Genomic DNA, 20,938 nt, shown 5'->3' with positions numbered 1-20,938 from the left:
ACAATGAGAATGCTCACACCCTTGCTGCTGGGTCTGCTGGTGCTGGTCACCGGCTGCCAGAAGCAACCCGAGGCCTCCAAAACCGGACTCATCTATTGTGCTGAGGGATCCCCCCTCTCCTTCAATCCCCATGTTTCCAACTCCGGGGTGACACTGGATGCCAGTGCCCGTCCGCTCTACGACCGCCTGCTGGAGGTGAACCCCAACACCCTGGCGCTGGAACCAGCGCTCGCCACCAACTGGCATGTCAGCGAGGATGGCCTCACCTATACCCTGACCCTGCGCAAAGGGGTGACGTTTCACCATACCCCCTGGTTCAAGCCCACCCGCACTTTCAATGCCGATGACGTGGTCTTCACCTATGCCCGCCAGCTGGACGAGCAGCACCCCTATCACAATGTCTCCGGCGGCGATTACCCCTACTTCTACAGCCTGGGGCAAGATCTGCTGATCAAGCGGGTGAGCAAGAAGGGGCCGCAGACGGTAGTGTTCGAGCTGAATCAGCCGAACGCCTCCTTCCTCGCCACTCTGGCCAGCGACTATGCGGTGATCCTCTCCGCCGAATACGCCGAGCAGATGTTGCAGGCGGGCACGCCAGCCCTGCTGGATAGCCGCCCCATCGGCACCGGGCCGTTCAGCTTCAAGGAGTATCGCCACAACGAGTTCATTCGCTATCTGCGCCACCCCGGCTACTGGGGTGGCGATGCCAAGATTGAACAGCTGGTCTACGACATCACCCCCAAATCCGCCAAACGGCTGGCCAAGCTGCTGACCGGCGAGTGCGACGTGATGAGCACCCCTTCCGCCAGCCAGCTCTCGGTGATCAAGCAAAATCCGGCGCTCAGTCTCTCGGTCCAGTCGGGGATGAACGTCGCCTTTTTGGCCCTCAATACCCGCAAGCCGCCGTTCAACAATGTCAAGGTGCGTCAGGCCATTGCCAGCGCCATCAATATCGACAACCTGCTGCAGGCGGTCTATTTCGATACCGGTCTGCCCGCCAACAGCCTGCTGCCGACCCTCTCATGGGGGTACAACCCCAGCCTGCCCGAGCGCAAGCCCGATCTGAAACGGGCGCGCCAGCTGCTCAAGGAGGCGGGTCTGGAGAAAGGGTTCGAAATGCAGGTGCTGGTACAACCGGACGCCCGCCCCTACAACCCGGATGCGGTCAAGACCGCCCAGCTGATCCGCAGCGATCTGGCCAAGGTCGGGATCAAGCTCAAGATCGTGCAACGGGAATGGCCGGTGATCGAAGGCCGCCTCACCAAGGGGCAGTACGACAGCCTGCTCTCCGGCTGGATTGCCGACAACGCCGACCCGGACAACTTCTTCCGCCAGCTGCTGAGCTGCTCGGCAGTGGAACGCGGCAACAACTACAGCCGCTGGTGTAGCCCGGCCTTCGATCAGTTGCTGGATGATGCGGTCACCACGCCCCAGCTCTCGTTCCGGCTGCGCAACTACTACTATGCCCAGACCCTGCTCAACGAACAGCTGCCGCTGATCCCGCTGGCACACGCCTTGCGTACCCAAGTCAGCCGCAGCGACATCGAGGGGCTGACGCTGATGCCCTTTGGCGGCACCTCCTTCAACCAGGCTCACAGGGAGTAAGCATGCTTCTATACACCTTGCGCCGCATCAACCTGCTGCTCATCACCCTGCTGGCGCTGACCTTTGTCGCCTATCTGCTGGACTATCGGCTGATCGGCAATCAGCTCAGCTTCTGGAGCGGCTATCCCGACTTCCTGCGCCGCATTTTCGCAGGTGACCTGGGGCTCTCCAGCGTCTCCGGGCTGCCGGTGCTGGACGAGATCCGCCACTACTTCCCGGCGACCCTGATCCTCTGTCTGGCGGCGTTCGCCATCTCGCTGCTGGTGGGGATTCCCCTCGGCACCCTGGCGGCCCTGTCCCAAGGCAAGACGCTGGATCTCTCCATCATGACTGCCGGTCTTATCGGCTATGCGGTGCCGGTATTCTGGCTGGCGCTGCTGGTGGTAATGCTCTTTTCGCTGGATCTCGGCTGGTTGCCAGCCTCCGGGCAGATCAGCCTGCTCTACGACGTGCCACCCATCACGGGCATCGCGGTGATCGATGTGCTGCTCAGCAACGAGCCCTGGCGGCAAGCGGCGCTGCATGATGCCCTGCGCCACCTCATTCTCCCGTCACTGGTGCTGGCGGTGGTGCCCACTACCGAGGTGATCCGCCATGTGCGCAGCTCCCTCATCGACGTGATGAAGCAGAACTACATCAAGGCGGCGGCGAGCCGGGGCCTTTCCAAGGCGCAGATCGTCTGGCGCCATGGTCTGAAGAACGCCCTGCCGCCGGTACTGCCGCTGCTGGGTCTGCAGCTAGGCAGCGTGCTCACTTCCGCCATGATCACCGAGGTGGTGTTCGAGTGGCACGGGATCGGCCGCTGGCTCATCAGCAGCATCGCCCTGCAGGATTACGCCGCCATTCGCGGCGCAACCCTGGTGGTGGCCAGTTTCGTGATCCTGACCAGCGTCAGCACCGAGTTGCTGACCACCCTTATCTATCCGGCACGGCGCAAAGAGTTGTATGCCAAACAAGATTGAACGCGCTCATGGCGTGACCAGGAGCCAGGTATCCTATGCAAGATAAATCGAACATCTATCCCGAGCTCAAGATCCTCTCACCCCTTGAGCAGACGTGGGCCTCCTACAGCCGCAATCCGTTGGCGATGGCGGGGCTCTGGTGCTTTTTGCTGTTGCTGCTCATCACGCTGGTGGGGCCGCTGATCGTCCCCTACGGCATCGATGAACAGCACACCGACAAGCTGCTGCTCGCACCCTCCTGGGCGGCGACCGGCAACATCGACTACTTCCTCGGCACCGACGATCTGGGGCGTGACATGCTCTCCCGGCTGGTGGTGGGGGCGCGCCTCACCTTCGGCTATGCGCTGGTCGTGGTGGTGATCGCCATGGTGGTGGGCTCCGCCATCGGTATCCTCGGCGGGATGAGCAAGGGGCTTAAATCGAGCGTGCTGCACCACCTGCTCGATACCCTGCTCTCCATCCCCTCCCTGCTGATGGCCATCATCATGGTCGCCATCATGGGGCCGGGTTTTGGCAATACCCTGATAGCCATTACGCTCGCTTTGATCCCGCCCTTTATCCGGGCCACCTACAACGCAGTACATGCCGAGATGCAGAAGGAGTACATCACCGCCAGCCGCCTCGATGGCTCGCCCCCCTTCCGGATCATGCGGCTGGCTATTTTGCCCAACATTGTCGAGACCCTGGTGGCCCAGACCACCCGCACCTTGTCGGCGGCCATTCTCGATATCTCGGCGGTCGGGTTTCTCGGTCTCGGCGCCCAGTCTCCCCAACCGGAGTGGGGCACCATGCTGGCCGATTCGAGCGACCTTATCTATCTCGCCCCCTGGACCGTCACCCTGCCCGGCATCGCCATCCTGTTCAGCGTGCTGGTGACCAATTTAGTTGGTGAAGGCATTCGCGAAGCACTCAAAGAGGGGAATGACTGATGCCGCTGCTCGATATTCGCAATCTCACCATCGAGATCGACACCCCGCAAGGCAAGGTCAAGGCGGTGGACAAGGTGAGCCTGACCCTGACCGAGGGGGAGATCCGCGGTCTGGTGGGTGAATCCGGCTCCGGCAAGAGTCTGATCGCCAAGGTGATCGTCGGCATCGAGAAAGACAACTGGACGGTTCGTGCCGACCGGATGCGCTTCAACGACATGGATCTGCTGACCATGGCTCCCAAGGAGCGCCGTCGCATCATGGGTCGCGAGATCGCCATGATCTTCCAGGACCCCATCAGCTGTCTCGATCCCTCCGAGGAGATCGGCACCCAGCTGGAAGAGGCGATCCCGACCGATTCGTTCGAGGGACAATTCTGGCAGCGCTTCCAGTGGCGCAAGAAGAAGGCCATCGCCCTGCTGCACCGGGTAGGCGTCAAGGATCACCGCAAGGTGATGCGCGCCTATCCCCACGAGCTGTCGGACGGCATGTGCCAGAAGGTGATGATCGCCATGGCCATTGCCAACCAGCCGCGTCTGCTGGTAGCCGACGAGCCCACCAGCGCCATGGAGTCCACCACCCACTCCCAGATCCTGCGACTGCTGGACAAGATGAACAAGCTGGGCAATACCACCATCCTGATCATCAGTAACGATATCGCCGCCATCGCCAACCTGACCGATACCATCAACGTGATGTACTGCGGCCAGATGGTGGAAGTGGGCACCCGGGAGCAGATCCTCGAGACCCCGCATCACCCCTACACCGATGCGCTGCTCAAATCGATCCCCGACTTTGACAAGCTGGTGCGCCACAAGTCGCGCCTCGAGACCCTGCCCGGCGTCATCCCGCCACTACAACACCTGCCCATCGGCTGCCGTCTGGGGCCGCGCTGCCCCTACGCCCAGAAGCAGTGCGTGCAGACCCCCCTGATGAACAAGATCAAGGGCCATCAGTTCAGCTGTCACTTCCCGCTGAACATGGAGGAGCCAAAAAAATGATGACCGTTAATGCCCCCATGAAGGAGCCCCGCTTGTGATCGAGCCATCCCTGTTGCAGGTCAGAGGCCTTAGCAAAACCTACCAGAACCGCACCGGTCTGTTCCGTCGTCAGGCGGTGGAGGCGATCAAGCCCCTCTCGTTCGATCTCGAAGTGGGTCAGACCCTCGCCATCGTCGGCGAGGCAGGCTCCGGCAAGAGCACCCTCGCCCGCATTCTGGCTGGCATGATCGAACCCACCAGCGGCGACATCGCCATCGACGGCCAGCTGATGGTGCATGGCGATTACCAGACTCGCTGCAAACTGCTGCGGATGATTTTTCAGGATCCCAACACCTCGCTGAACCGCAAGATCCGGGTCGGCCAGATCCTGGAGACGCCGCTGCGTCTCAACACCGAGATGACCGAGGAGGAGCGCCGAGAGAAGGTGGTGCAGACCCTGCGTATGGTGGGGATGCTGCCGGATCACGCCCTCTTCTATCCGCAGATGCTCTCCTCCGGTCAGCAGCAGCGGGTGGCACTGGCGCGCGCGCTGATCCTCAACCCCAAGATAGTGGTGGCCGATGAGGCGCTCTCCACCCTGGATATCTCGGTGCGCTCCCAGATCATCAACCTGCTGCTGGAGATGCAGGAGACCATGGGGCTGAGCTATGTGCTGGTAGCCAACGACCTGGGTATCGTCAGCCATATCAGCGACGAGGTGCTGGTAATGCACGAAGGTCGGGTGGTGGAGCGCGGCAAGACTCTCAAGGTGTTTGCCGATCCCCAGCATGAGGTGACTCGCCGTCTCATCCAGAACTACAACAACGAATACCGCAAATAGAGAGGCGCTGGCCGCCTCCCTTGCCGCTGTGTTTCGCCGAGCTCACACGGCGGGATCAAAAAAGCCCACTGCATGCAGTGGGCTTTCTGTTACTGGCGTTGCTGCTTAGGCTTGCAGCAGCAGACGGTTGATGCGGGAGACGAAGCTCGCCGGATCGTTCAGCCCGCCCTGCTCGGCCAGCTGGGCCTGTTCGTGCAGCAGGGTGACCCACTCACCGAACAGTGCCTCGTCTTCAATGGTGTCGAGTTTCTTCACCAGCGCATGGTCAGGGTTGAGCTCCAGAATGTACTTCTGCTCCGGTACCGGCTGGCCGGCCGCACGCATCAGCTTGATCATCTGGGTGCTCATACCGTAAGCGTCGGTGACGATGCAAGAGGGTGAATCGGTCAGACGGTGGGTGACGCGCACCTCTTTCACTGCATCACCCAAGCTCTTCTTGACCCGCTCAACCAGACCGGCGTTGGCCTTCTCGGCATCGATCTGCGCCTGCTTGGAGGCTTCGTCTTCCAGATCGCCGAGATCCAGCTCGCCACGGGTGACGGAGATGAGCTGCTTACCGTCGAACTCGGTCAGGTGGCTCATCAGCCACTCGTCCACGCGCTCCCACATCAGCAGCACTTCGACGCCCTTCTTGCGGAAGATCTCGAGGTGCGGGCTGTTCTTGGCAGCGGCATAGGAGTCAGCAGTGATGTAGTAGATTTTCTGCTGGCCTTCCTTCATGCGGCCAACGTAATCCTCAAGAGAGACTGTCTGGGCTTCGCCCTCGCCAGCGGTGCTGGCAAAGCGCAGAAGCTTGGCGATCTCTTCGCGGTTAGCGTAATCCTCGGCCGGGCCCTCTTTGAGCACGTTACCGAACTCTTTCCAGAACTTGGCGTACTTCTCGGCATCGTCTTTCGCCAGCTTGGAGAGCATGGTCAGAACCCGCTTTGAGCAAGCCTTGCGCAGGGAGGCGGTCACCTTGTTGTCCTGCAGGATTTCACGGCTAACGTTGAGCGGCAGATCGTTGGAGTCCAGCACCCCTTTGACGAAACGCAGGTAGGTCGGCATAAACTGCTCGGCGTCATCCATGATGAAGACGCGCTGCACATAGAGCTTCAGACCGTGCTTCTGCTCGCGGTTGTAGAGGTCGAACGGTGCGCGGGCCGGTACGTAGAGCAGGCTGGTGTACTCTTGCGCCCCTTCCACCCGGTTGTGACCCCACAGCAGCGGATCTTCAAAGTCGTGGGCGACGTGCTTGTAGAACTCCTGATACTCCTCGTCCTTGATATCTTTCGGGTTGCGGGTCCACAGTGCCGTGGCACGGTTGACCTGCTCCCACTCGCCCGGGGTGCCGACGATGGTCTCGCCATCCTCTTCGCGATCCGGGGTACCCTCTTTGAACATCTCGACAGGTACGCTGATGTGATCGGAATATTTGCCCACCACGGAGCGCAGACGCCAGTCGTCGAGGAACTCGTCCTCTTCGGCACGCAGGTGCAGGATGACGTCGGTACCGCGACCGGCTTTGGTCACGTCAGCGACGGTGAAGGAGCCTTCCCCTTCCGATTCCCACTGTACGCCCTGCTCCGGAGCAGTACCGGCGGCGCGGGAGACCACGGTCACCTTGTCGGCCACGATAAAGGCGGAGTAGAAACCGACCCCGAACTGACCGATCAGCTGGGAATCCTTACCCTGATCGCCGGAGAGGTTTTTGAAGAATTCTGCGGTGCCGGACTTGGCGATGGTACCCAGGTGCTCAATCACCTGATCACGGGTCATACCGATCCCGTTATCGGAGATGGTCAGGGTACGCTTCTCTTTGTCCACCACCAGACGCACACGCAACTGGCCGTCGTTTTCGAACAAAGAGGCATCGGAAAGCGCCTTGAAGCGCAGCTTGTCCGCCGCATCGGAGGCGTTGGAGATCAGCTCGCGCAGGAATACTTCTTTGTTGGAGTAGAGGCTGTGAGCCATCAGGCTCAGCAGTTGTTTGACTTCAGTCTGAAAGCCGTGGGTTTCGGCATGAACACTTTGGGTCATGGACCAATCCTCAGAAACATCGGGTTGAACATATGCCCAACCTAGATGGGGACAGGGATCCAAATATCAAGGGGGCGAATGTGCAATCCTGCTCATTCGCCCCCTGTTGGCGTGTAACCGCCGATTTTATGTTCAGTTTTTCGCGACTTGCCGCCACCCGCCCCTTACTTGAGGCGCTGGCGACCCATCAGGGAGTGGGAGAGCGTGGTGCCATCCACCAGCTCCAGCTCGCCCCCTACCGGCACCCCGTGGGCGATGCGGCTCACCTCTACCCCGGCGGTGCGGGCCATATCGGCGATATACCAGGCGGTGGCATCCCCCTCGATGGTGGGATTGGTGGCGAGGATCAGCTCGCTGATGTGCTCTTCCTTCAGACGGCGCTCGAGAATATCGAGCCCCAGTTCCTCCGGGCCTATGCCGTCCAGCGGCGACAGATGGCCCATCAGCACAAAGTAACGACCGGAAAACTGACCGGTCTGTTCGATGGCGGCCACGTCCGCCGGACTCTCCACCACACAGAGCAGGCCATTCTCTTCCCGCTTGGGATTGGCGCAGATATCGCAGCGGTCGTTCTCGGTAAAGGTGCGGCAGTGGCTGCAGTGGCCAATCTCGGTCAGGGCGCGAGAGAGCAGCTGGGCCAGTCGCAAACCGCCGCTGCGCTCACGCTCGAGCAGGGTAAAGGCCATCCGCTGGGCAGACTTGGGCCCCACCCCCGGCAATACCTGCAGGGCTTTCATCATCTCATCGAGCAGGGGACTGAACTTCATAACACTCCTTACACGGGCCTGCCCCTCGCCACCACCAGGGCCACGACGGGTCAGCAAAACAGGATAACGCCATTGGCGCAGGACTATACCCGAGCCCGCCGCCCATCGCCATCGGCTTGCCCACACCTTCTTCGCTAACCGCCCTGTCGCATCAACCGGACAGTTTTCAACGAGGCACTTACCCGTTAGAAATGGCGCTTGTTTTGCTATATCGCCAGCGTGCTTGCCCGAATCAATGGAATTCAAGGGTAACAACAAAAAAGGTTGGTAACGCCCTTGGTCTACCAGCAAGAAAGTACAGATAATGGATTAGAAAAATGACAATTCGATGAGTTATTTAGGAAACAACTGCATGGAGAAAAATAAAACCATCATAAAAAATGTGACTCTGAACACTTAAACATCTAAAAAAATAACTCTTTAAAAACTATTCTTGCACATGACTAGCAATAAATTCAGATGAAATATGATTAGCTAGCCAAAAAATATCATTACCACGATAGAACATTGTACCATTTTTCATGGCCCCTTCAGTCTCTATTTGTAACAAAACTGGTTTATTGGATTTACGCCGACCGACTTGAATAGCTGTATCGATATCTATTGAAAGATGTACATACTGTCTTCCCATAGGCAACAACCCATCTTTTAAAATTATTCTAGCAAGTTCTGGTGATGTACTATGATATAGTGCTATGGGTGGTATGGCTGGCTGTTTAAGCAGTTTTTTCGGTACAGAATGTACCATATAGCGCCCGGATTTTACCATCGCATATTTCATGTCGTTTTTTATCTGACGCCGTGATCATATCAACCAGAGTATCGGTGGTAATATCACTCCATTTTGAATTCTCTCGGTGTAACACCTTGATTAGATCATCAACAGTAACCCATCCTTGCTCGTCCAGCTCCAATTCATAAAGCCATGGCTCATGACGAAGAGCATGTGAAACTACGCGACTGACTTTCTCAAAGTCCTTTTCATCAACCATAAAAAACCCTATTACATTTAAACAACATACTTGTCATTTATTCATCCTCATCATTCCAAGATTCATATTCAGCTGTGGCTGCAGTTAACCACTTACCGAAATCAGGGTATGTTCCATGACATGAGCAATCTATTGTTGAAAACGAGTTGATAATTACAATGTCACCATTTTTCAGGTCAAAACAGGCAACATCATCATTTGCCATATATTTAGCAAACGGAATCAATGAGTACACTGGATATTGCTTGTGCAGGATTTTATGCCACGCATCCACATCCTCTTCATCATGAGCTAGCATCATCCATGGCTCAAAACTTTTAGATGATGGGTCTTTCAAAAAGCTAATGTATTTCTCGGGATATTTGAAACCCTGCATATTAAAATTCCCCAAAAATATATCCATCATTTCTTACCACTCAACTTAGGATCTATATCTGAACCAAACTGGTTATTTTTTGAAAAAGATTTTGGCTTTTGCTGGCGGTATCCCGTCATTGTGGCAATGTAGACGCCGCCAGTTGTAGTAATCCATCAGGTAATAACTGATATCCCGCTTTGCCTCCCGTATGCTCATGTATCCCGTTGCAGGGAGCCACTCTGACTTCAGGCTTCTGAACAACCGCTCCATCGGGGCGTTATCCCAGCAGTTTCCACGCCGACTCATACTCTGGGTCATGCGATAGCGCCACAGTCGTTGCCGAAATGCCCGACTGCCATATTGGCTGCCCTGGTCGGAGTGAAATAGCACACCGGATGGGCAACCCCGCTGCTGATAGGCCATCTCCAGTGCTTTGATGGCCAGCTCTGCATCAGGCTTATCAGACATCGCCCAGCCTACGACCCGCCGGGTATGCAGGTCGAGCACTGCGGCTAGGTAATGCCAACGACCACCGGCCCAGACGTAGGTGATATCGCCACACCACACCTGATTGGGCTGCTGGACATCAAATTCGCGGGCCAGCAGATTGGGAATGTCCGGTCGTTCAGACCGTGCCACCTTATAGCGGTGTACGCCCGGCTGTTTGGATGCCAACCCGGCCTCCTTCATCAGGTTACGTACTTTGAATCGGCCAATCTGATACCCCAACTCTCGCATCATCGACATCAAGGCGCGGCTGCCCACTGAGTTCCTGCTTTCTTTGAACAAACGGCGCAACTCACAGCGCTGTTGCATGCGCTCACGGTTAATCGTCCGCCTACGGGCCAGATAATCGTAAAAACAGGAAGTGGGCACATCGAAAGCGCAGCAGACCAGGGTGATGGGGGCTTGCTCCCTTAATCGGTCTATCAGCGCATACGTGTGAACTCGTCCGCCATCAAGAGAGCAGTAGCCTTTTTTAGTATGTCCTTTTCACGTTCGAGCCGGTTGATACGGGCTTCCAGTTCCTGGATTTTCTGCTGTTCCGGTGTCAGTGCTTTGCTGATTGGGGTTGTGCCGCAGCGTTCGGATTGGAGCTGCTGAACCCAGCGACGAAGTACGGTTTCACCGACATCCAGTGAACGGCTGGCTTCAGGGACAGAATATCCCTGGTCGAGCACCAGGGATGCGGCTTCGAGTTTGAATGCGGCAGTAAATGAGCGACGTAATCTTGTCATTGAACACCTCAGGTCATGGTGGCGACTGTACCACCTAAAATGGTGTCCGGGATGATTAGACCACTACACCTCAAAAATCATGACCACCTACCATAATCTGCATTTTTAAAAAAAACTATTAACTCATCCTCGGTGAGTACATGTTCTGCAACTAGTTTGTCGGCAAGAATATCTAAAATTTCAAAGTCTTCAACACACCCACTCTCCTCAACGATAATTGCGAAGCAACTCTCTAGAACCTCATCTCTATTACCACCATTAATGAGGGATAGTGCATAATTTAAAAACACAGTTTTCGCTGATAAGTTATCATCAAAACTATATTCCGCACCATAGAGTGAATCACTAATCTCTAGCCACCATTCCTTTAACACAAAACCTCACTTAATGACTTCGCATGCATTTTCTGGAATAAAACGAAGAATTAAAACCTCTTTGTCTTCTTTAGCATAAGCGAGCCCAAGCAATCCTAACTTAGCATTATTTCCAGGATCTAAACCATTAGAAACATCATAGACACCGGCTTTATCAAGTTGATTTCTATCAATCTTGATCACAGGGCTATTAGACGTTTTTCCAAAACGTGGATTTGCCTTTGCATACCAATTTGCCGTATCCATTGATTTAGTTGTAGATATAAACTGTGTCTTGAGCCTTCCGTTATTTATATGTTCTTGTATTGAGTATGTTGCACTAACATCTTTAGCGGTAATGGTATCACCACGTAGAGCTTGCTCCTCTTGATGTGGACTTAATGCTCGATATACATATCTATCTTCGCCGGGAGGACATTGCCCAGCTTTTTTCATCACCCCAACGGATCCACCCAACCGGTCGGGTTGGGGGCGTACTGGTAGTTGTTGAGCCCACCAGCCAAGCCTATCGGGTCGGAGGTGATAAATCTACCCGTTTCAGGTTGGTAGTAGCGGTGCCGGTTGTAGTGAAGGCCGGTCTCGGCATCAAAATATTGCCCCTGAAAACGCAAGGGAGTGGCAACCTCGGCGATCTCTTCCCGCCACACATTGCCATAGGCGCGATAACGCACCTGCCAGGCGGTCGCTCCATTGTCACGAGTCAACGCCAGCGGGGTACCCAGGTGGTCAAGTTGATAATGGAATACCTCGGCATCCACCCCTTCCCCTTCCAGCTGCACCAATGGCTTGAAGCTGCCCGGCTCATATATAAAGCTGCGGTATTGCTCGTCAGTGCGACGTTTATCATCACCAAGCTGATAACTGTTTTCGGCAATCAGGTTGTTGGCCTGCCACAAGAATTCGGTGACCAGCTCGCCCTTTGCCCCACTCACCGTCTTGCGAATACGGCGGCCAAAGGCGTCGTAATCATAACGGGCAGTGGTGCCATCCGGCAGTTCAGCCCTGACTAGCTGATGCTGGCAGTCATAGTGGTAATGGGTGACCAGTGACTGGCCTTTGCCACGACGCTCGATGGCCAATCGACCAAATTCGTCGTACTCAAAATGGCGATCGCCACTCAACAGCAGCCGGTTACCCTGGGTGCGCGCCCCATCAAACTGGCTACCCAGCGTCTGGCTCAACAGGTTGCCCGCCGGATCGTGCAGGAACCGCTCGGTCAGTTCACCACGCACCTCCAGCAAGCGATCCAGCGGGTCGTAGCGGTAGTGCTGCTCCCCTTGCACGCTGTCATTGATCTGCAGCAGATTGCCGGTGCGGTCATAGCCGTAACGCCGCTCACGGGCGACCTGTTTGCCTCGTTGCAGTCGCAGCGCAGTCAGGCGCCCCTGCTCGTCATATTCGTATTGCTGGGTCAGCGCCCCCTGGCTGCGGCGCATCTCCAATCCGCCCACCCTCTGGTGGCGAGTCAGCTCGGCGCCGTTCAGATCAATCCCGCTTAGCTCGCCATGCAGGTAGTGGTAAGCCAGCTTGTTGCCATCGGGCAGCTGCCAGTGGGCCAACCGCCCCATGGCATCATGCTTGAAATAGCTGGAAGCCCAGCCCTGATGCTCGGCCAGCAGATTGCCTGCAGCATCGTATTCAAAGGTGAGTGGCCAGGCGCCATCATCCACCTGGGTCAACTGACCGTACTGGTCATAGCTGAACTGGATTTCACGGCCATCGGGGTTGATGTGGCGGCTCACCAGATGCATGCCGGTGTGATATTCGTAGCGGGTCGTGCCACATAATATGGCGATCCCACTCGTCATAGGAAATAAAAAATAGACCAGGAAACTTTTTAATCCTGGCCTATTTATATATTCACATTTTTAAACAATCTTGACTAAAAGGCTAAAAATTCAGTCAAGTACCCTGCTAAAATCAAGTCTGTACAGATTGAACCGAGAGGGTCGAGCCTAACCCTGCCATAATGTGAGTAGCTCCAGGATTTATTCGTTCCTTGTATGAAATAAATATCATTCATGACATTTTAACATGATGTATATACAGAAGGCCCTGTCACATGAATAACTTTACATTCAAAACTAAAATTAATTATTTCTGAAGAAAAAATAACGAAATAACACTCATTGCGATGAGATACATTTAACGTACCATTACAAGAATGAAAATCACCAGTCATACTAAACTGTGAAACAACGTAGCATCCCAGTCCAATACGACATCGGTTATAGTTTGCCCCCCATTTTACTGGGGCTTTATCTGGTAAATTACTAGTCAAATCAAAGTCAATCATTGCCTTACCATCAATTAACTCCAGGGAAAGCCTCATCAATGACACTTCTGATATTTCAGGTACTGTGGAGTACACTCTGGACATGAGCTCACTCCCTGGAAGATCAGACCATCTCATACATCACCTCTTGATTCTAAAGTTATAATGTTCTTTTGTACCATCAACTTTCCCAGTTCTCTTATTTTCTATAGGGCGAACATTGAAATGAGAACCTTGATTACCTTCTGTGCCTTCAGGACCATAACGATGACCAGCTGAATGGTCTTGGATAACGACTTTACTCCCATCTTCTCTTGTAAAATGGTATTCTTTTGTATAGACCAGTCCACCGTGATCATTCAATACAGGAACTTTATTCCTATCTGTCATTAAAACCTCATCATACTCTTCAAATCGCTGCGTTCTTGTGTTGAATACTCGATCTGGAGACTGAGATACTGGAATATTAGAATCTCGTTTGGCATTTCTGAATGCTCCGCGACGGGATAACTTATCAGGACATTGCCCCGGAATATTCGTCAACCCCAGCGGATCCACCCAACCGGTCGGGTTGGGGGCATACTGGTAGTTGTTGAGCCCGCCAGCCAAGCCTATCGGGTCGGGGGTGATAAATCTACCCGTTTCAGGCTGGTAGTAGCGGTGCCGGTTGTAGTGAAGGCCGGTCTCGGCATCAAAATATTGCCCCTGAAAACGCAAGGGAGTGGCAACCTCGGCGGTCTCTTCCCGCCACACATTGCCATAGGCGCGATAACGCACCTGCCAGGCGGTCGCTCCATTGTCACGGGTCAACGCCAGCGGGGTACCGAGGTGGTCAAGTTGATAATGGAATACCTCGGCATCCGTTCCTTCACCTTCCAACTGCACCAATGGCTTGAAACTGCCCGGCTCATAGATAAAGCTGCGGTATTGCTCATCGGTACGACGTTTATCATTACCAAGCTGATAACTGTTTTCGGCAATCAGGTTGTTGGCCTGCCACAAGAATTCGGTGACCAGCTCGCCCTTTGTCCCACTCACCGTCTTGCGAATACGGCGGCCAAAGGCGTCGTAGTCATAACGGGCCGTGGTGCCATCCGGCAGCTCAGCCCTGATCAGTTGGTGCTGGCAGTCGTAGTGATAACGGGTAACCCGTGACTGGCCTTTGCCACGACGCTCGATGGCCAATCGACCAAATTCGTCGTACTCAAAATGGCGATCGCCACTCAACAGCAGCCGGTTCCCCTGGGTACGCGCCCCCTCAAACTGGCCACCCAGCGTCTGGCTCAACAGGTTGCCCGCCGGATCGTGCAGGAACCGCTCGGTCAGTTCACCACGCACCTCCAGCAAACGGTCCAGCGGGTCGTAGCGGTAGTGCTGCTCCCCTTGCACGCTGTCATTGATCTGCAGCAGATTGCCGGTGCGGTCATAGCCGTAACGCCGCTCACGAGCGACCTGTTTGCCCCGTTGCAGTCGCAGCACCGTCAGGCGCCCTTGCTCGTCATATTCGTATTGTTGGGTCAGCGCCCCCTGGCTGCGGCGCATCTCCAATCCACCAACCATCTGGTGGCGAGTCAGCTCGGCGCCGTTCAGATCAATCCCGCTTAGCTCACCATGCTGGTAGTGGTAAGCCAGCTTGTTGCCATCAGGCAGCTGCCAGTGGGCCAACCGCCCCATGGCATCATGCTTGAAATAGCTGGAAGCCCAGCCCTGATGCTCGGCCAGCAGATTGCCAGCGGTATCGTATTCAAAGGTGAGTGGCCAGGCGCCATCATCCACCTGGGTCAACTGACCGTACTGGTCATAGCTGAACTGGATTTCACGGCCATCGGGCAAGGTTTTTTTAAGCAGCCGCCCCATGGGGTCGCGCTCATAGCGGGTGACCAGCTCGGTCTCCTGCTTGCCGAACTCGACCTTCTCGCTCAGGTGCCCATTGAGGTCGTAGCGGTAAGCGGTGGTGCGGCCATCAAAGCCGGTTTCCTGCGCGACCAGGCCATTGGGGAAGTAGTGAATGCGATGCTGCTCGCCATGCTCGTTCTCAATCTCGCTCAAGAAGAGCTTGGCATTGTCGTAGCGATACTTGAGTTCACTGCCATCGGGGTTGATGCGGCGGCTTACCAGATGCAGGCCGGGGTGATATTCGTAGCGGGTCTCGCGGCCCAGCTCATCCCACTCGGCCGTCACCTTGCCGTAGGCGTTATATTCGAAACGGCGGATACCACCACCAGGCAGATACACGGCTTGCAAGCGATCGGCCGCATTCCATTCATAATGGGTAATCGCGCCACGCGGGTCGCACCGTACTATCTGGCGACCCCGCTCGTCATAGCGCCAGCGGGTCACGCCACCGTTGGCCCCCTTCTCCTCAATCAGCTGCCCAAGGCGGTTCCAGCCCAGTTCGATGCGGCTGCCATCGGGTTGCACCACGGTGCTGAGCTTGCCTTGCGCGTTATAGCTGTAGCGAGTCTCCCGCCCCAGGGGATCCCGTCTTGCAATCACATCCCCTTGCTCGTTGCGTTCAAAACGCCATTCACGCTCCCCCTGCACCACCTTGCGAACCCGACCATCCCAATAGTGATAGGTGGTCTGACTGCCATCGGGCGCAATCTCGCACTCCAGCAAGCCCGCTTCGTCATAGTGGTAACGGGTTTCGCCCCCCAGTGCATCGCGGGCCAGCACTTTCTGACCCTTGTCGTTATAGACAAACTCGCTGACCGCGCCGTCGGGATCTTGCTGACGGATCAGTCGAGCGTTGCTGTCATGCTGGTACACCTCCTGACTGCCATCAGCATTGCTGACCGTCACTTCACCCTTGTCATCATCCCAGGTGTAACTGACATCAAAACGGGCCACATCACTCCAGTGGCGAACCGCGCGCGCCAGCTTTCCTTCCCGCTCCCATTCCCAGAAGAACCCTGCGCCGCCCGCCAGTCGGCGCTCCAGGATCACCCCATCAGGGCGATAGCGGTAACGTTCGCACTCACCGGCCCCGTTTTCAGCCACCACCAGGTGCCCTGCATCGTCATAGTAATAACGTTGCAAGGTCGCTTCTGGCTGCCAGTTAATACCGTCAAAATGCTGTAATTCGACAGCGGTCAGATATGCCTTTTGATAGACAATGCGAAGAGCCAGACCGCCCTCGTTTTCTATCCAGCAGGGGCGCCCCTGCTCATCGGCGCGGATAGTAAGCCGGTTGCCATAAAGGTCTGACATAGCCGTCAGACGGCCTGTCTTGCCATGCCAGGTGAAATGCAGGAAGGGCGATCCCGCCTTGGCTACTATCACCTCGTCAGGCTCATCCCCCAGATAAACGGCCGCCTCTGACAACTGGTTGGTGATCATGGGTCTGGTTGCCGAGGGCATTGGCAACTCGATGGCAAGAGACTCCTGATCCCACCAGGTCAAACTATCACCGTGACGTTCGAGCCGATGGGCCAGCGCATGACTCCACCCCGCCCCCATGCCACAGGAACGCTCAACAGCTGACGTGCGATAGAGGCGACCAAAGGTAAACGGCAGCATGCCCGGTAGATGGGCATCCTCCAGCGCCAGCAACTCCTCGCCGGTGACCATGGACACAGGGCAGTTGTTCTTGCAGGTTTTGGCTTCAGGTTGATGGGGTTTATTGGCCGATGTTGTCGCCGTTTTCGAGGCATCCGGCGTCTTTTTAATCTGCTTAAGCTCGGAATGGGGCTGGAATTTGCGCTTGGCTGCCGTCCCTTTCTCTACCAGCGTTTTTGTACTGCCATCTACCAGTTTGAGATCAGCTTTCTTGGCCGGACTCAACTTGCAGACCCGGCGATCAACACCTTTTTGGCCGTTTGGGCATGTTGCGCCAGATTGTGTTTTTTGGAGAGATTGACCAGAGAGCTCACCAGGCGCATCACTCTATCGCTATTCTTGGCCGCTGAAGCTGCCTTGGCGCCATAACGGGCAGCAAGGCCGGCACCACCGGTTAAAATCACACCGATGATGACATCAATCAGCACAGAGGAAATCACCTGAGACCCAAACTCGGTCTGCTGATCTGGCGGCAACATCTTGACCCAGCACACCAAGGCATAGGCATAGAGATAGAGCAGCGCTTCATCCTGCAATACCAGCATGGCGGCTTCCATCTGGGATGCTCCCGCCTTGGCCATGGCTGCGGCATCTACACCAAACTCAGCCAATTTTTTGGCATTCCCCACAGGGTCGGCCAACAAGTTGTAGATGGTTTTCAGATCGTCCCACACCCCAACCAGCGCCTTGCCAACGCCACTGGCAGCAGCCAACGCATGGCTACCAAATCCGGCTCCCGTGGCGCTATAACGGCTCCAAGCGACTTTGTGTTCGCTGCTCCACTCTCTGGTAAGCCATGCTTCCAGATCTTTTTGCACTGGAGCATAGGAGGCAAACAAGGCGTCAAGGTCACTCTTCTTCACCTTGGGGTAAAAGGTCACCCGATAAGACTTGCCCGGAGTCAGCTTCCCGACTTCAGCAATCCCCTTGGCATCCAGGGTTCCCTCCTTCGCTACCGCTTCACTGACAAAACGTCCACGAACCATTTTGCCCGCTTCCACCTTGTAGGGGGTATTACCGATAGGAATAAAGCGCACGGATTCAAACAGATGGACCAGCCGCAAAGTGCCGCTCAACGGGCACTGCGTCACCACGGATTGCGCCTTCTTGCTGCTCGAAGACGCCTTTACCGTCTTGTCACCAACCTTGATGGTCTGCTCCATGTCCATACCGAGCAGGTCGCCAAGAAAGAAACTCTCGGCATCCTTGCGGTACTCAGTCAGGGCATTGCGATAATCGGCGATCACCTGGGTGAAGACGGCCTGGCCGGCATTACTCATGCTTGAACCTCATTGAGCAGCGCCGCTTCCAGCGCTGGAAATAGATCGATATCAGGGGATGGGTAACGGGAAACGAAACGGGCAACTTTGCGCCTGAGATTGGCCTCGGGGAAAGACCAGTAAAGCTGGCCATTCTCATCTGCCAGTTGTTGCATCAGGTTGTTGATAAGGGGACCTGTATCTTGCCCGGCCAACACGGCTGCAATTGCGGGAGGAAGTTCCCACCAGGGAAATGGACGCACAGCACAAGGCTCAGATGCCCCCCATGAAAATCCATAGCCCTGACACCACATCGCATCCAGTTGTGGCAACAGCCTTGTCATATCATCACCAAGCTGCGACACGATGGCAGACATATACACGCCATCCCAATAGCGAAAGAACACTGCTTCACCCTGATGCCAGATCTGGGTCAGCCCCTGAAAATGGCCATAGAGGGTGCCAGCAGGTTGCGCTGTCGCCAGAATAAATCCCCAATCGCGAGCATCGGTCGTTTCAGCCCATTCGATAAAAGGACTCACCTTGTCCAGCTCGACCAGATAGGGCATCACGGGGAGCCAGTCGTGATAGGGGGTACCGAGATAGAGTCCGCGCGGTGTATGACGGCCATCAAGCTGGTAATAGTGCTGCAAAGGCGCCGCATCGCTGGCCCCTGCCAGTACGGCATAGAGTGGGCTGGTTTGCACGGCTACCCACTCAGCAAGCGACATTGCTTCAGATTTCACAGCCGCCCTCCTTGCACTTCTCACACTCCTCACAGAAAGGGGCGGCACTCTTCATGGTGGCCAGCTGGGCAGGACTGAGCGGCACCTTCGGCATGGGAGGAACTGACACACCATGAGGGCCGACAGGGGATTTACCCGCCCAACCTGAACCAGACCCCGGGCCTCCCCCAGAGTTCATCTTGATCGTAGGGCCAACCAGTGTGACGCCACCACCATCCACCTTGATAAAGCAGCCGCCCACCTTGACGGTAATTTCAGATCCCGCCTCCAGCACCACCTTGGCGCCAGCCTTGACGTGCACCTCCTGCCCGGCCTGGGTGAGCCAACTTTGTCCCAGTTTTTGGTGCATAGAAGCATCCACCGTCAGCGAATAGTCAGCCTTGATCTGGTCGCGCTTCTCGCCTTCTACCGTCAGGTGGTCATTGGCCTTGATGCGGGTCACCCGCTCGTTGTCGATGTCGGTGTGCTGATCGTGCTTGATGTGCCACGCCGCATCATTTTCGATAAGCACATTCAGGTCTTTCTGACCGTGGATATAAATCTCTTCCTGTCCTGCCTGGTCTTCGAAACGCAGCTCGTTGAAGCCCTCGCCCTTGTGAGTTTCGGTGCGTAGCACGGTGCGAGTCTTGTTGGCCGGCAGCTCATACGGCGGCCGGTTGGTGGCGTGGTAGGTGCGACCGGTGACGATAGGCTGGTCGGGGTCACCTTCGAGGAATGAGACGATAACCTCATGACCGATGCGTGGAATCGCCATCATGCCGTACTGGCCACCGGCCCAGCCTTGGGATACTCGTACCCAGCAGGAGCTTTGGTCGTTGGAGCTGCCGTAGCGGTCCCACGGGAACTGCAGCTTCACCCGGCCATGTTCGTCGCAGTAAATCTCCTCCCCCTCTGGCCCTACCACGATGGCGATTTGCGGGCCATCCACCATCGGCTTGTAGGGTGCCTCGGGGCTGCCAACACGCGCCCGCCAGGTGGTACTCGCTTTCACTACGCCAAATTCGTTGTGGTAGACGGTCGGGCCGCTGCCGCCCTCCTCTTCCAGCGCTTGCGGTTGTTCACCGGTGTGGCGGATATGGACGATTTGCCAGTCGGTGTTAAGGCTGCCATTGGGGTGTTCGGTGAGTGAAAAGTGCTGACCTGGTAGCAAGGCCGCGCTATTGGATTTGCCGCTACCCGCCACCGCATCATTGCGCAACGCATCGAGCCGATGCTGGGCAAAGGCCTTGCCGCTCGGGTCCAGCTTGTAGCGACCCGGATAGTCGAAGTGCTGGTAGGTATCCCGTTGGTGCTCGAGCTCTGCGCCCTGCTTTTTGTGGGAGAGGCCATAGGCCGGAGTCTTGAAGCTGTAGTCCTTGAGTTCAACATCCGAGGGGCGCACCGATTCGCGGTAGTGGAACTGGCGCACATAGGGACCTTGTTCCAGCGAGCGGTTACCGAGGTTGAAGAAGAGCGAGGGGCCAGCGGCCAGGGCTGCCGCGTCGTCAGCAAAGACGATGCGATGTTTGCCTGCTTCAAACTCGTGGAAGTAGAACAGCCCCTCTTCGGCTGCGAGGCGATTGAGGAAGTCGAGGCCGGTCTCGCGGTACTGCACGCAGTATTCGCGCTGGGCGTGCTCGTTTTTCAGGGCAAAGGCGTAATCGGTAATGCCATGCTCTTGCAGCAGGATACTGAGGATTTCATCGGGCTTTTGCGCCTGAAAAATGCGGGAGTTCTGGCGCAGGCCCAGTCGCCACAGGGCCGGTTTGACTTGCAGGCTGTAACGGGTACGGCGAAAGCCGCTGTCCCCTTGGGCAAACTCGCTCACTACCCCGCAGACCCGGCGTTGCAGCTCGCCGTTGTACCACACCATCAGCTCGCATGGCTGGTCCAGCACGGCGCCAAAGTCGACATCAGGCTGGCTGCTGGCCACCTCCAGCTGCAGGTTGAACGGCCGGTTCAGCCCCTCATCCAGCTGGAAACTGGCCACCACAAAGGTGCTCTCGGGCAGCGCCCCCACCTTGACCGTAAATTGTAATCCTGTGCTTTGTGCCATGAC

General features: G+C 56.1%; 19 protein-coding genes. 5 read left to right on the top strand and 14 right to left on the bottom strand.

The annotated features are described in order from the left end of the window. Window positions 1-9 precede the first annotated feature (9 nt). The 5 genes from sapA to ACTG2B_RS08765 are packed head-to-tail and all read left to right on the top strand — an operon-like array spanning window position 10 to window position 5,314. Window positions 10-1,605: an ABC transporter substrate-binding protein SapA gene (sapA, locus tag ACTG2B_RS08785; RefSeq protein ID WP_041202111.1), complete on the top strand. Its 1,596-nt coding sequence runs from the start codon at window positions 10-12 to the stop codon at window positions 1,603-1,605. A gap of 2 nt (window positions 1,606-1,607) precedes the next feature. Beyond that, the gene (locus ACTG2B_RS08780; RefSeq protein ID WP_021231386.1) at window positions 1,608-2,567 is read left to right on the top strand and encodes an ABC transporter permease; all 960 of its coding nucleotides are present in this window, start codon (window positions 1,608-1,610) and stop codon (window positions 2,565-2,567) included. Window positions 2,568-2,602: 35 nt separating this feature from the next. Further along, on the top strand, window positions 2,603-3,496 hold the full coding sequence (locus ACTG2B_RS08775; protein WP_139746661.1) for an ABC transporter permease subunit: 894 nt from the start codon (window positions 2,603-2,605) through the stop codon (window positions 3,494-3,496). Further along, a complete protein-coding gene (locus tag ACTG2B_RS08770) occupies window positions 3,496-4,494 on the top strand; it encodes a peptide ABC transporter ATP-binding protein (protein WP_005333679.1) in 999 nt (332 codons plus the stop codon). The genes ACTG2B_RS08775 and ACTG2B_RS08770 overlap by 1 nt, the downstream gene beginning before the upstream one ends. A gap of 34 nt (window positions 4,495-4,528) precedes the next feature. Then, complete coding sequence (locus ACTG2B_RS08765) at window positions 4,529-5,314, top strand: peptide ABC transporter ATP-binding protein (protein ID WP_005333681.1); 786 nt, start codon at window positions 4,529-4,531, stop codon at window positions 5,312-5,314. 105 nt (window positions 5,315-5,419) lie between these two features. Here the strand turns inward: ACTG2B_RS08765 and htpG are convergent, their stop codons facing one another. The 14 genes from htpG to tssI all read right to left on the bottom strand — a co-directional run bounded on the left by htpG (window position 5,420) and on the right by tssI (window position 20,935). Then, window positions 5,420-7,333, bottom strand: coding sequence for a molecular chaperone HtpG (htpG, locus tag ACTG2B_RS08760; RefSeq protein WP_307896663.1), 1,914 nt, complete (start codon window positions 7,331-7,333; stop codon window positions 5,420-5,422). Window positions 7,334-7,497: 164 nt separating this feature from the next. Next, complete coding sequence (gene recR, locus ACTG2B_RS08755; RefSeq protein ID WP_005352677.1) at window positions 7,498-8,100, bottom strand: recombination mediator RecR; 603 nt, start codon at window positions 8,098-8,100, stop codon at window positions 7,498-7,500. A 427-nt stretch (window positions 8,101-8,527) separates the two neighbouring features. Next, window positions 8,528-8,848, bottom strand: a complete 321-nt coding sequence (locus ACTG2B_RS08750) for an RNA 2'-phosphotransferase (RefSeq protein WP_439995535.1) — start codon at window positions 8,846-8,848, stop codon at window positions 8,528-8,530. Beyond that, a complete protein-coding gene (locus tag ACTG2B_RS08745) occupies window positions 8,817-9,092 on the bottom strand; it encodes an RNA 2'-phosphotransferase (RefSeq protein WP_206605277.1) in 276 nt (91 codons plus the stop codon). The genes ACTG2B_RS08750 and ACTG2B_RS08745 overlap by 32 nt, the downstream gene beginning before the upstream one ends. Window positions 9,093-9,129: 37 nt before the next feature. Continuing rightward, window positions 9,130-9,498, bottom strand: coding sequence for a hypothetical protein (locus ACTG2B_RS08740; RefSeq protein WP_429074945.1), 369 nt, complete (start codon window positions 9,496-9,498; stop codon window positions 9,130-9,132). A 42-nt stretch (window positions 9,499-9,540) separates the two neighbouring features. Then, window positions 9,541-10,688, bottom strand: a protein-coding gene (locus ACTG2B_RS08735; RefSeq protein ID WP_439995534.1) for an IS3 family transposase whose coding sequence is annotated in 2 segments (ribosomal slippage) — window positions 9,541-10,433 and window positions 10,433-10,688 — 1,149 coding nt in all. Because the reading frame shifts where the segments join, the coding sequence is not laid out codon by codon here. A 77-nt stretch (window positions 10,689-10,765) separates the two neighbouring features. Next, window positions 10,766-11,062: a hypothetical protein gene (locus ACTG2B_RS08730; protein WP_421282497.1), complete on the bottom strand. Its 297-nt coding sequence runs from the start codon at window positions 11,060-11,062 to the stop codon at window positions 10,766-10,768. Between the two features lie 6 nt (window positions 11,063-11,068). Then, a complete protein-coding gene (locus tag ACTG2B_RS08725) occupies window positions 11,069-11,500 on the bottom strand; it encodes a DUF7587 domain-containing protein (RefSeq protein ID WP_439995533.1) in 432 nt (143 codons plus the stop codon). Continuing rightward, the gene (locus ACTG2B_RS08720) at window positions 11,497-12,813 is read right to left on the bottom strand and encodes an RHS repeat-associated core domain-containing protein (protein ID WP_439995532.1); all 1,317 of its coding nucleotides are present in this window, start codon (window positions 12,811-12,813) and stop codon (window positions 11,497-11,499) included. Before ACTG2B_RS08720 ends, ACTG2B_RS08725 begins: the two co-directional genes overlap by 4 nt. A 278-nt stretch (window positions 12,814-13,091) precedes the next feature. Further along, entirely contained in the window at window positions 13,092-13,442 is a 351-nt protein-coding gene (locus ACTG2B_RS08715) for an Imm50 family immunity protein (RefSeq protein ID WP_162518302.1), read from the bottom strand. Window positions 13,443-13,478: 36 nt separating this feature from the next. Beyond that, window positions 13,479-17,120, bottom strand: a complete 3,642-nt coding sequence (locus tag ACTG2B_RS08710; RefSeq protein WP_439995531.1) for an RHS repeat-associated core domain-containing protein — start codon at window positions 17,118-17,120, stop codon at window positions 13,479-13,481. Next, window positions 17,117-18,175 (bottom strand): hypothetical protein, encoded by a 1,059-nt coding sequence (locus tag ACTG2B_RS08705; RefSeq protein ID WP_439995530.1) that lies wholly within the window; start codon window positions 18,173-18,175, stop codon window positions 17,117-17,119. Before ACTG2B_RS08705 ends, ACTG2B_RS08710 begins: the two co-directional genes overlap by 4 nt. Then, window positions 18,172-18,900 (bottom strand): DUF4123 domain-containing protein, encoded by a 729-nt coding sequence (locus ACTG2B_RS08700; protein WP_439995529.1) that lies wholly within the window; start codon window positions 18,898-18,900, stop codon window positions 18,172-18,174. The genes ACTG2B_RS08705 and ACTG2B_RS08700 overlap by 4 nt, the downstream gene beginning before the upstream one ends. Then, the gene (gene tssI, locus ACTG2B_RS08695; protein ID WP_439995528.1) at window positions 18,890-20,935 is read right to left on the bottom strand and encodes a type VI secretion system tip protein TssI/VgrG; all 2,046 of its coding nucleotides are present in this window, start codon (window positions 20,933-20,935) and stop codon (window positions 18,890-18,892) included. Before tssI ends, ACTG2B_RS08700 begins: the two co-directional genes overlap by 11 nt. Window positions 20,936-20,938: the final 3 nt, after the last annotated feature.

Origin of the sequence: Aeromonas sp. 30P (assembly GCF_051919805.1) — a bacterium.
Taxonomy (GTDB): domain Bacteria; phylum Pseudomonadota; class Gammaproteobacteria; order Enterobacterales; family Aeromonadaceae; genus Aeromonas; species Aeromonas veronii.
This window is presented reverse-complemented; position numbering and strand designations above follow the sequence as displayed.

Bases quoted from the DNA above. Each gene is read 5' to 3' on its own strand.
- ACTG2B_RS08770 (WP_005333679.1), top strand. From the start codon at position 3,496: ATGCCGCTGCTCGATATTCGCAATCTCACCATCGAGATCGACACCCCG.
- ACTG2B_RS08715 (WP_162518302.1), bottom strand. From the start codon at position 13,442: ATGTCCAGAGTGTACTCCACAGTACCTGAAATATCAGAAGTGTCATTG.
- ACTG2B_RS08745 (WP_206605277.1), bottom strand. From the start codon at position 9,092: ATGGTTGATGAAAAGGACTTTGAGAAAGTCAGTCGCGTAGTTTCACAT.
- sapA (WP_041202111.1), top strand. From the start codon at position 10: ATGCTCACACCCTTGCTGCTGGGTCTGCTGGTGCTGGTCACCGGCTGC.
- ACTG2B_RS08705 (WP_439995530.1), bottom strand. From the start codon at position 18,175: ATGAGTAATGCCGGCCAGGCCGTCTTCACCCAGGTGATCGCCGATTAT.
- ACTG2B_RS08780 (WP_021231386.1), top strand. From the start codon at position 1,608: ATGCTTCTATACACCTTGCGCCGCATCAACCTGCTGCTCATCACCCTG.
- htpG (WP_307896663.1), bottom strand. From the start codon at position 7,333: ATGACCCAAAGTGTTCATGCCGAAACCCACGGCTTTCAGACTGAAGTC.
- tssI (WP_439995528.1), bottom strand. From the start codon at position 20,935: ATGGCACAAAGCACAGGATTACAATTTACGGTCAAGGTGGGGGCGCTG.
- ACTG2B_RS08740 (WP_429074945.1), bottom strand. From the start codon at position 9,498: ATGATGGATATATTTTTGGGGAATTTTAATATGCAGGGTTTCAAATAT.
- ACTG2B_RS08775 (WP_139746661.1), top strand. From the start codon at position 2,603: ATGCAAGATAAATCGAACATCTATCCCGAGCTCAAGATCCTCTCACCC.
- ACTG2B_RS08720 (WP_439995532.1), bottom strand. From the start codon at position 12,813: ATGCATCTGGTGAGCCGCCACATCAACCCCGATGGCCGTGAAATCCAG.
- ACTG2B_RS08750 (WP_439995535.1), bottom strand. From the start codon at position 8,848: ATGGTACATTCTGTACCGAAAAAACTGCTTAAACAGCCAGCCATACCA.
- recR (WP_005352677.1), bottom strand. From the start codon at position 8,100: ATGAAGTTCAGTCCCCTGCTCGATGAGATGATGAAAGCCCTGCAGGTA.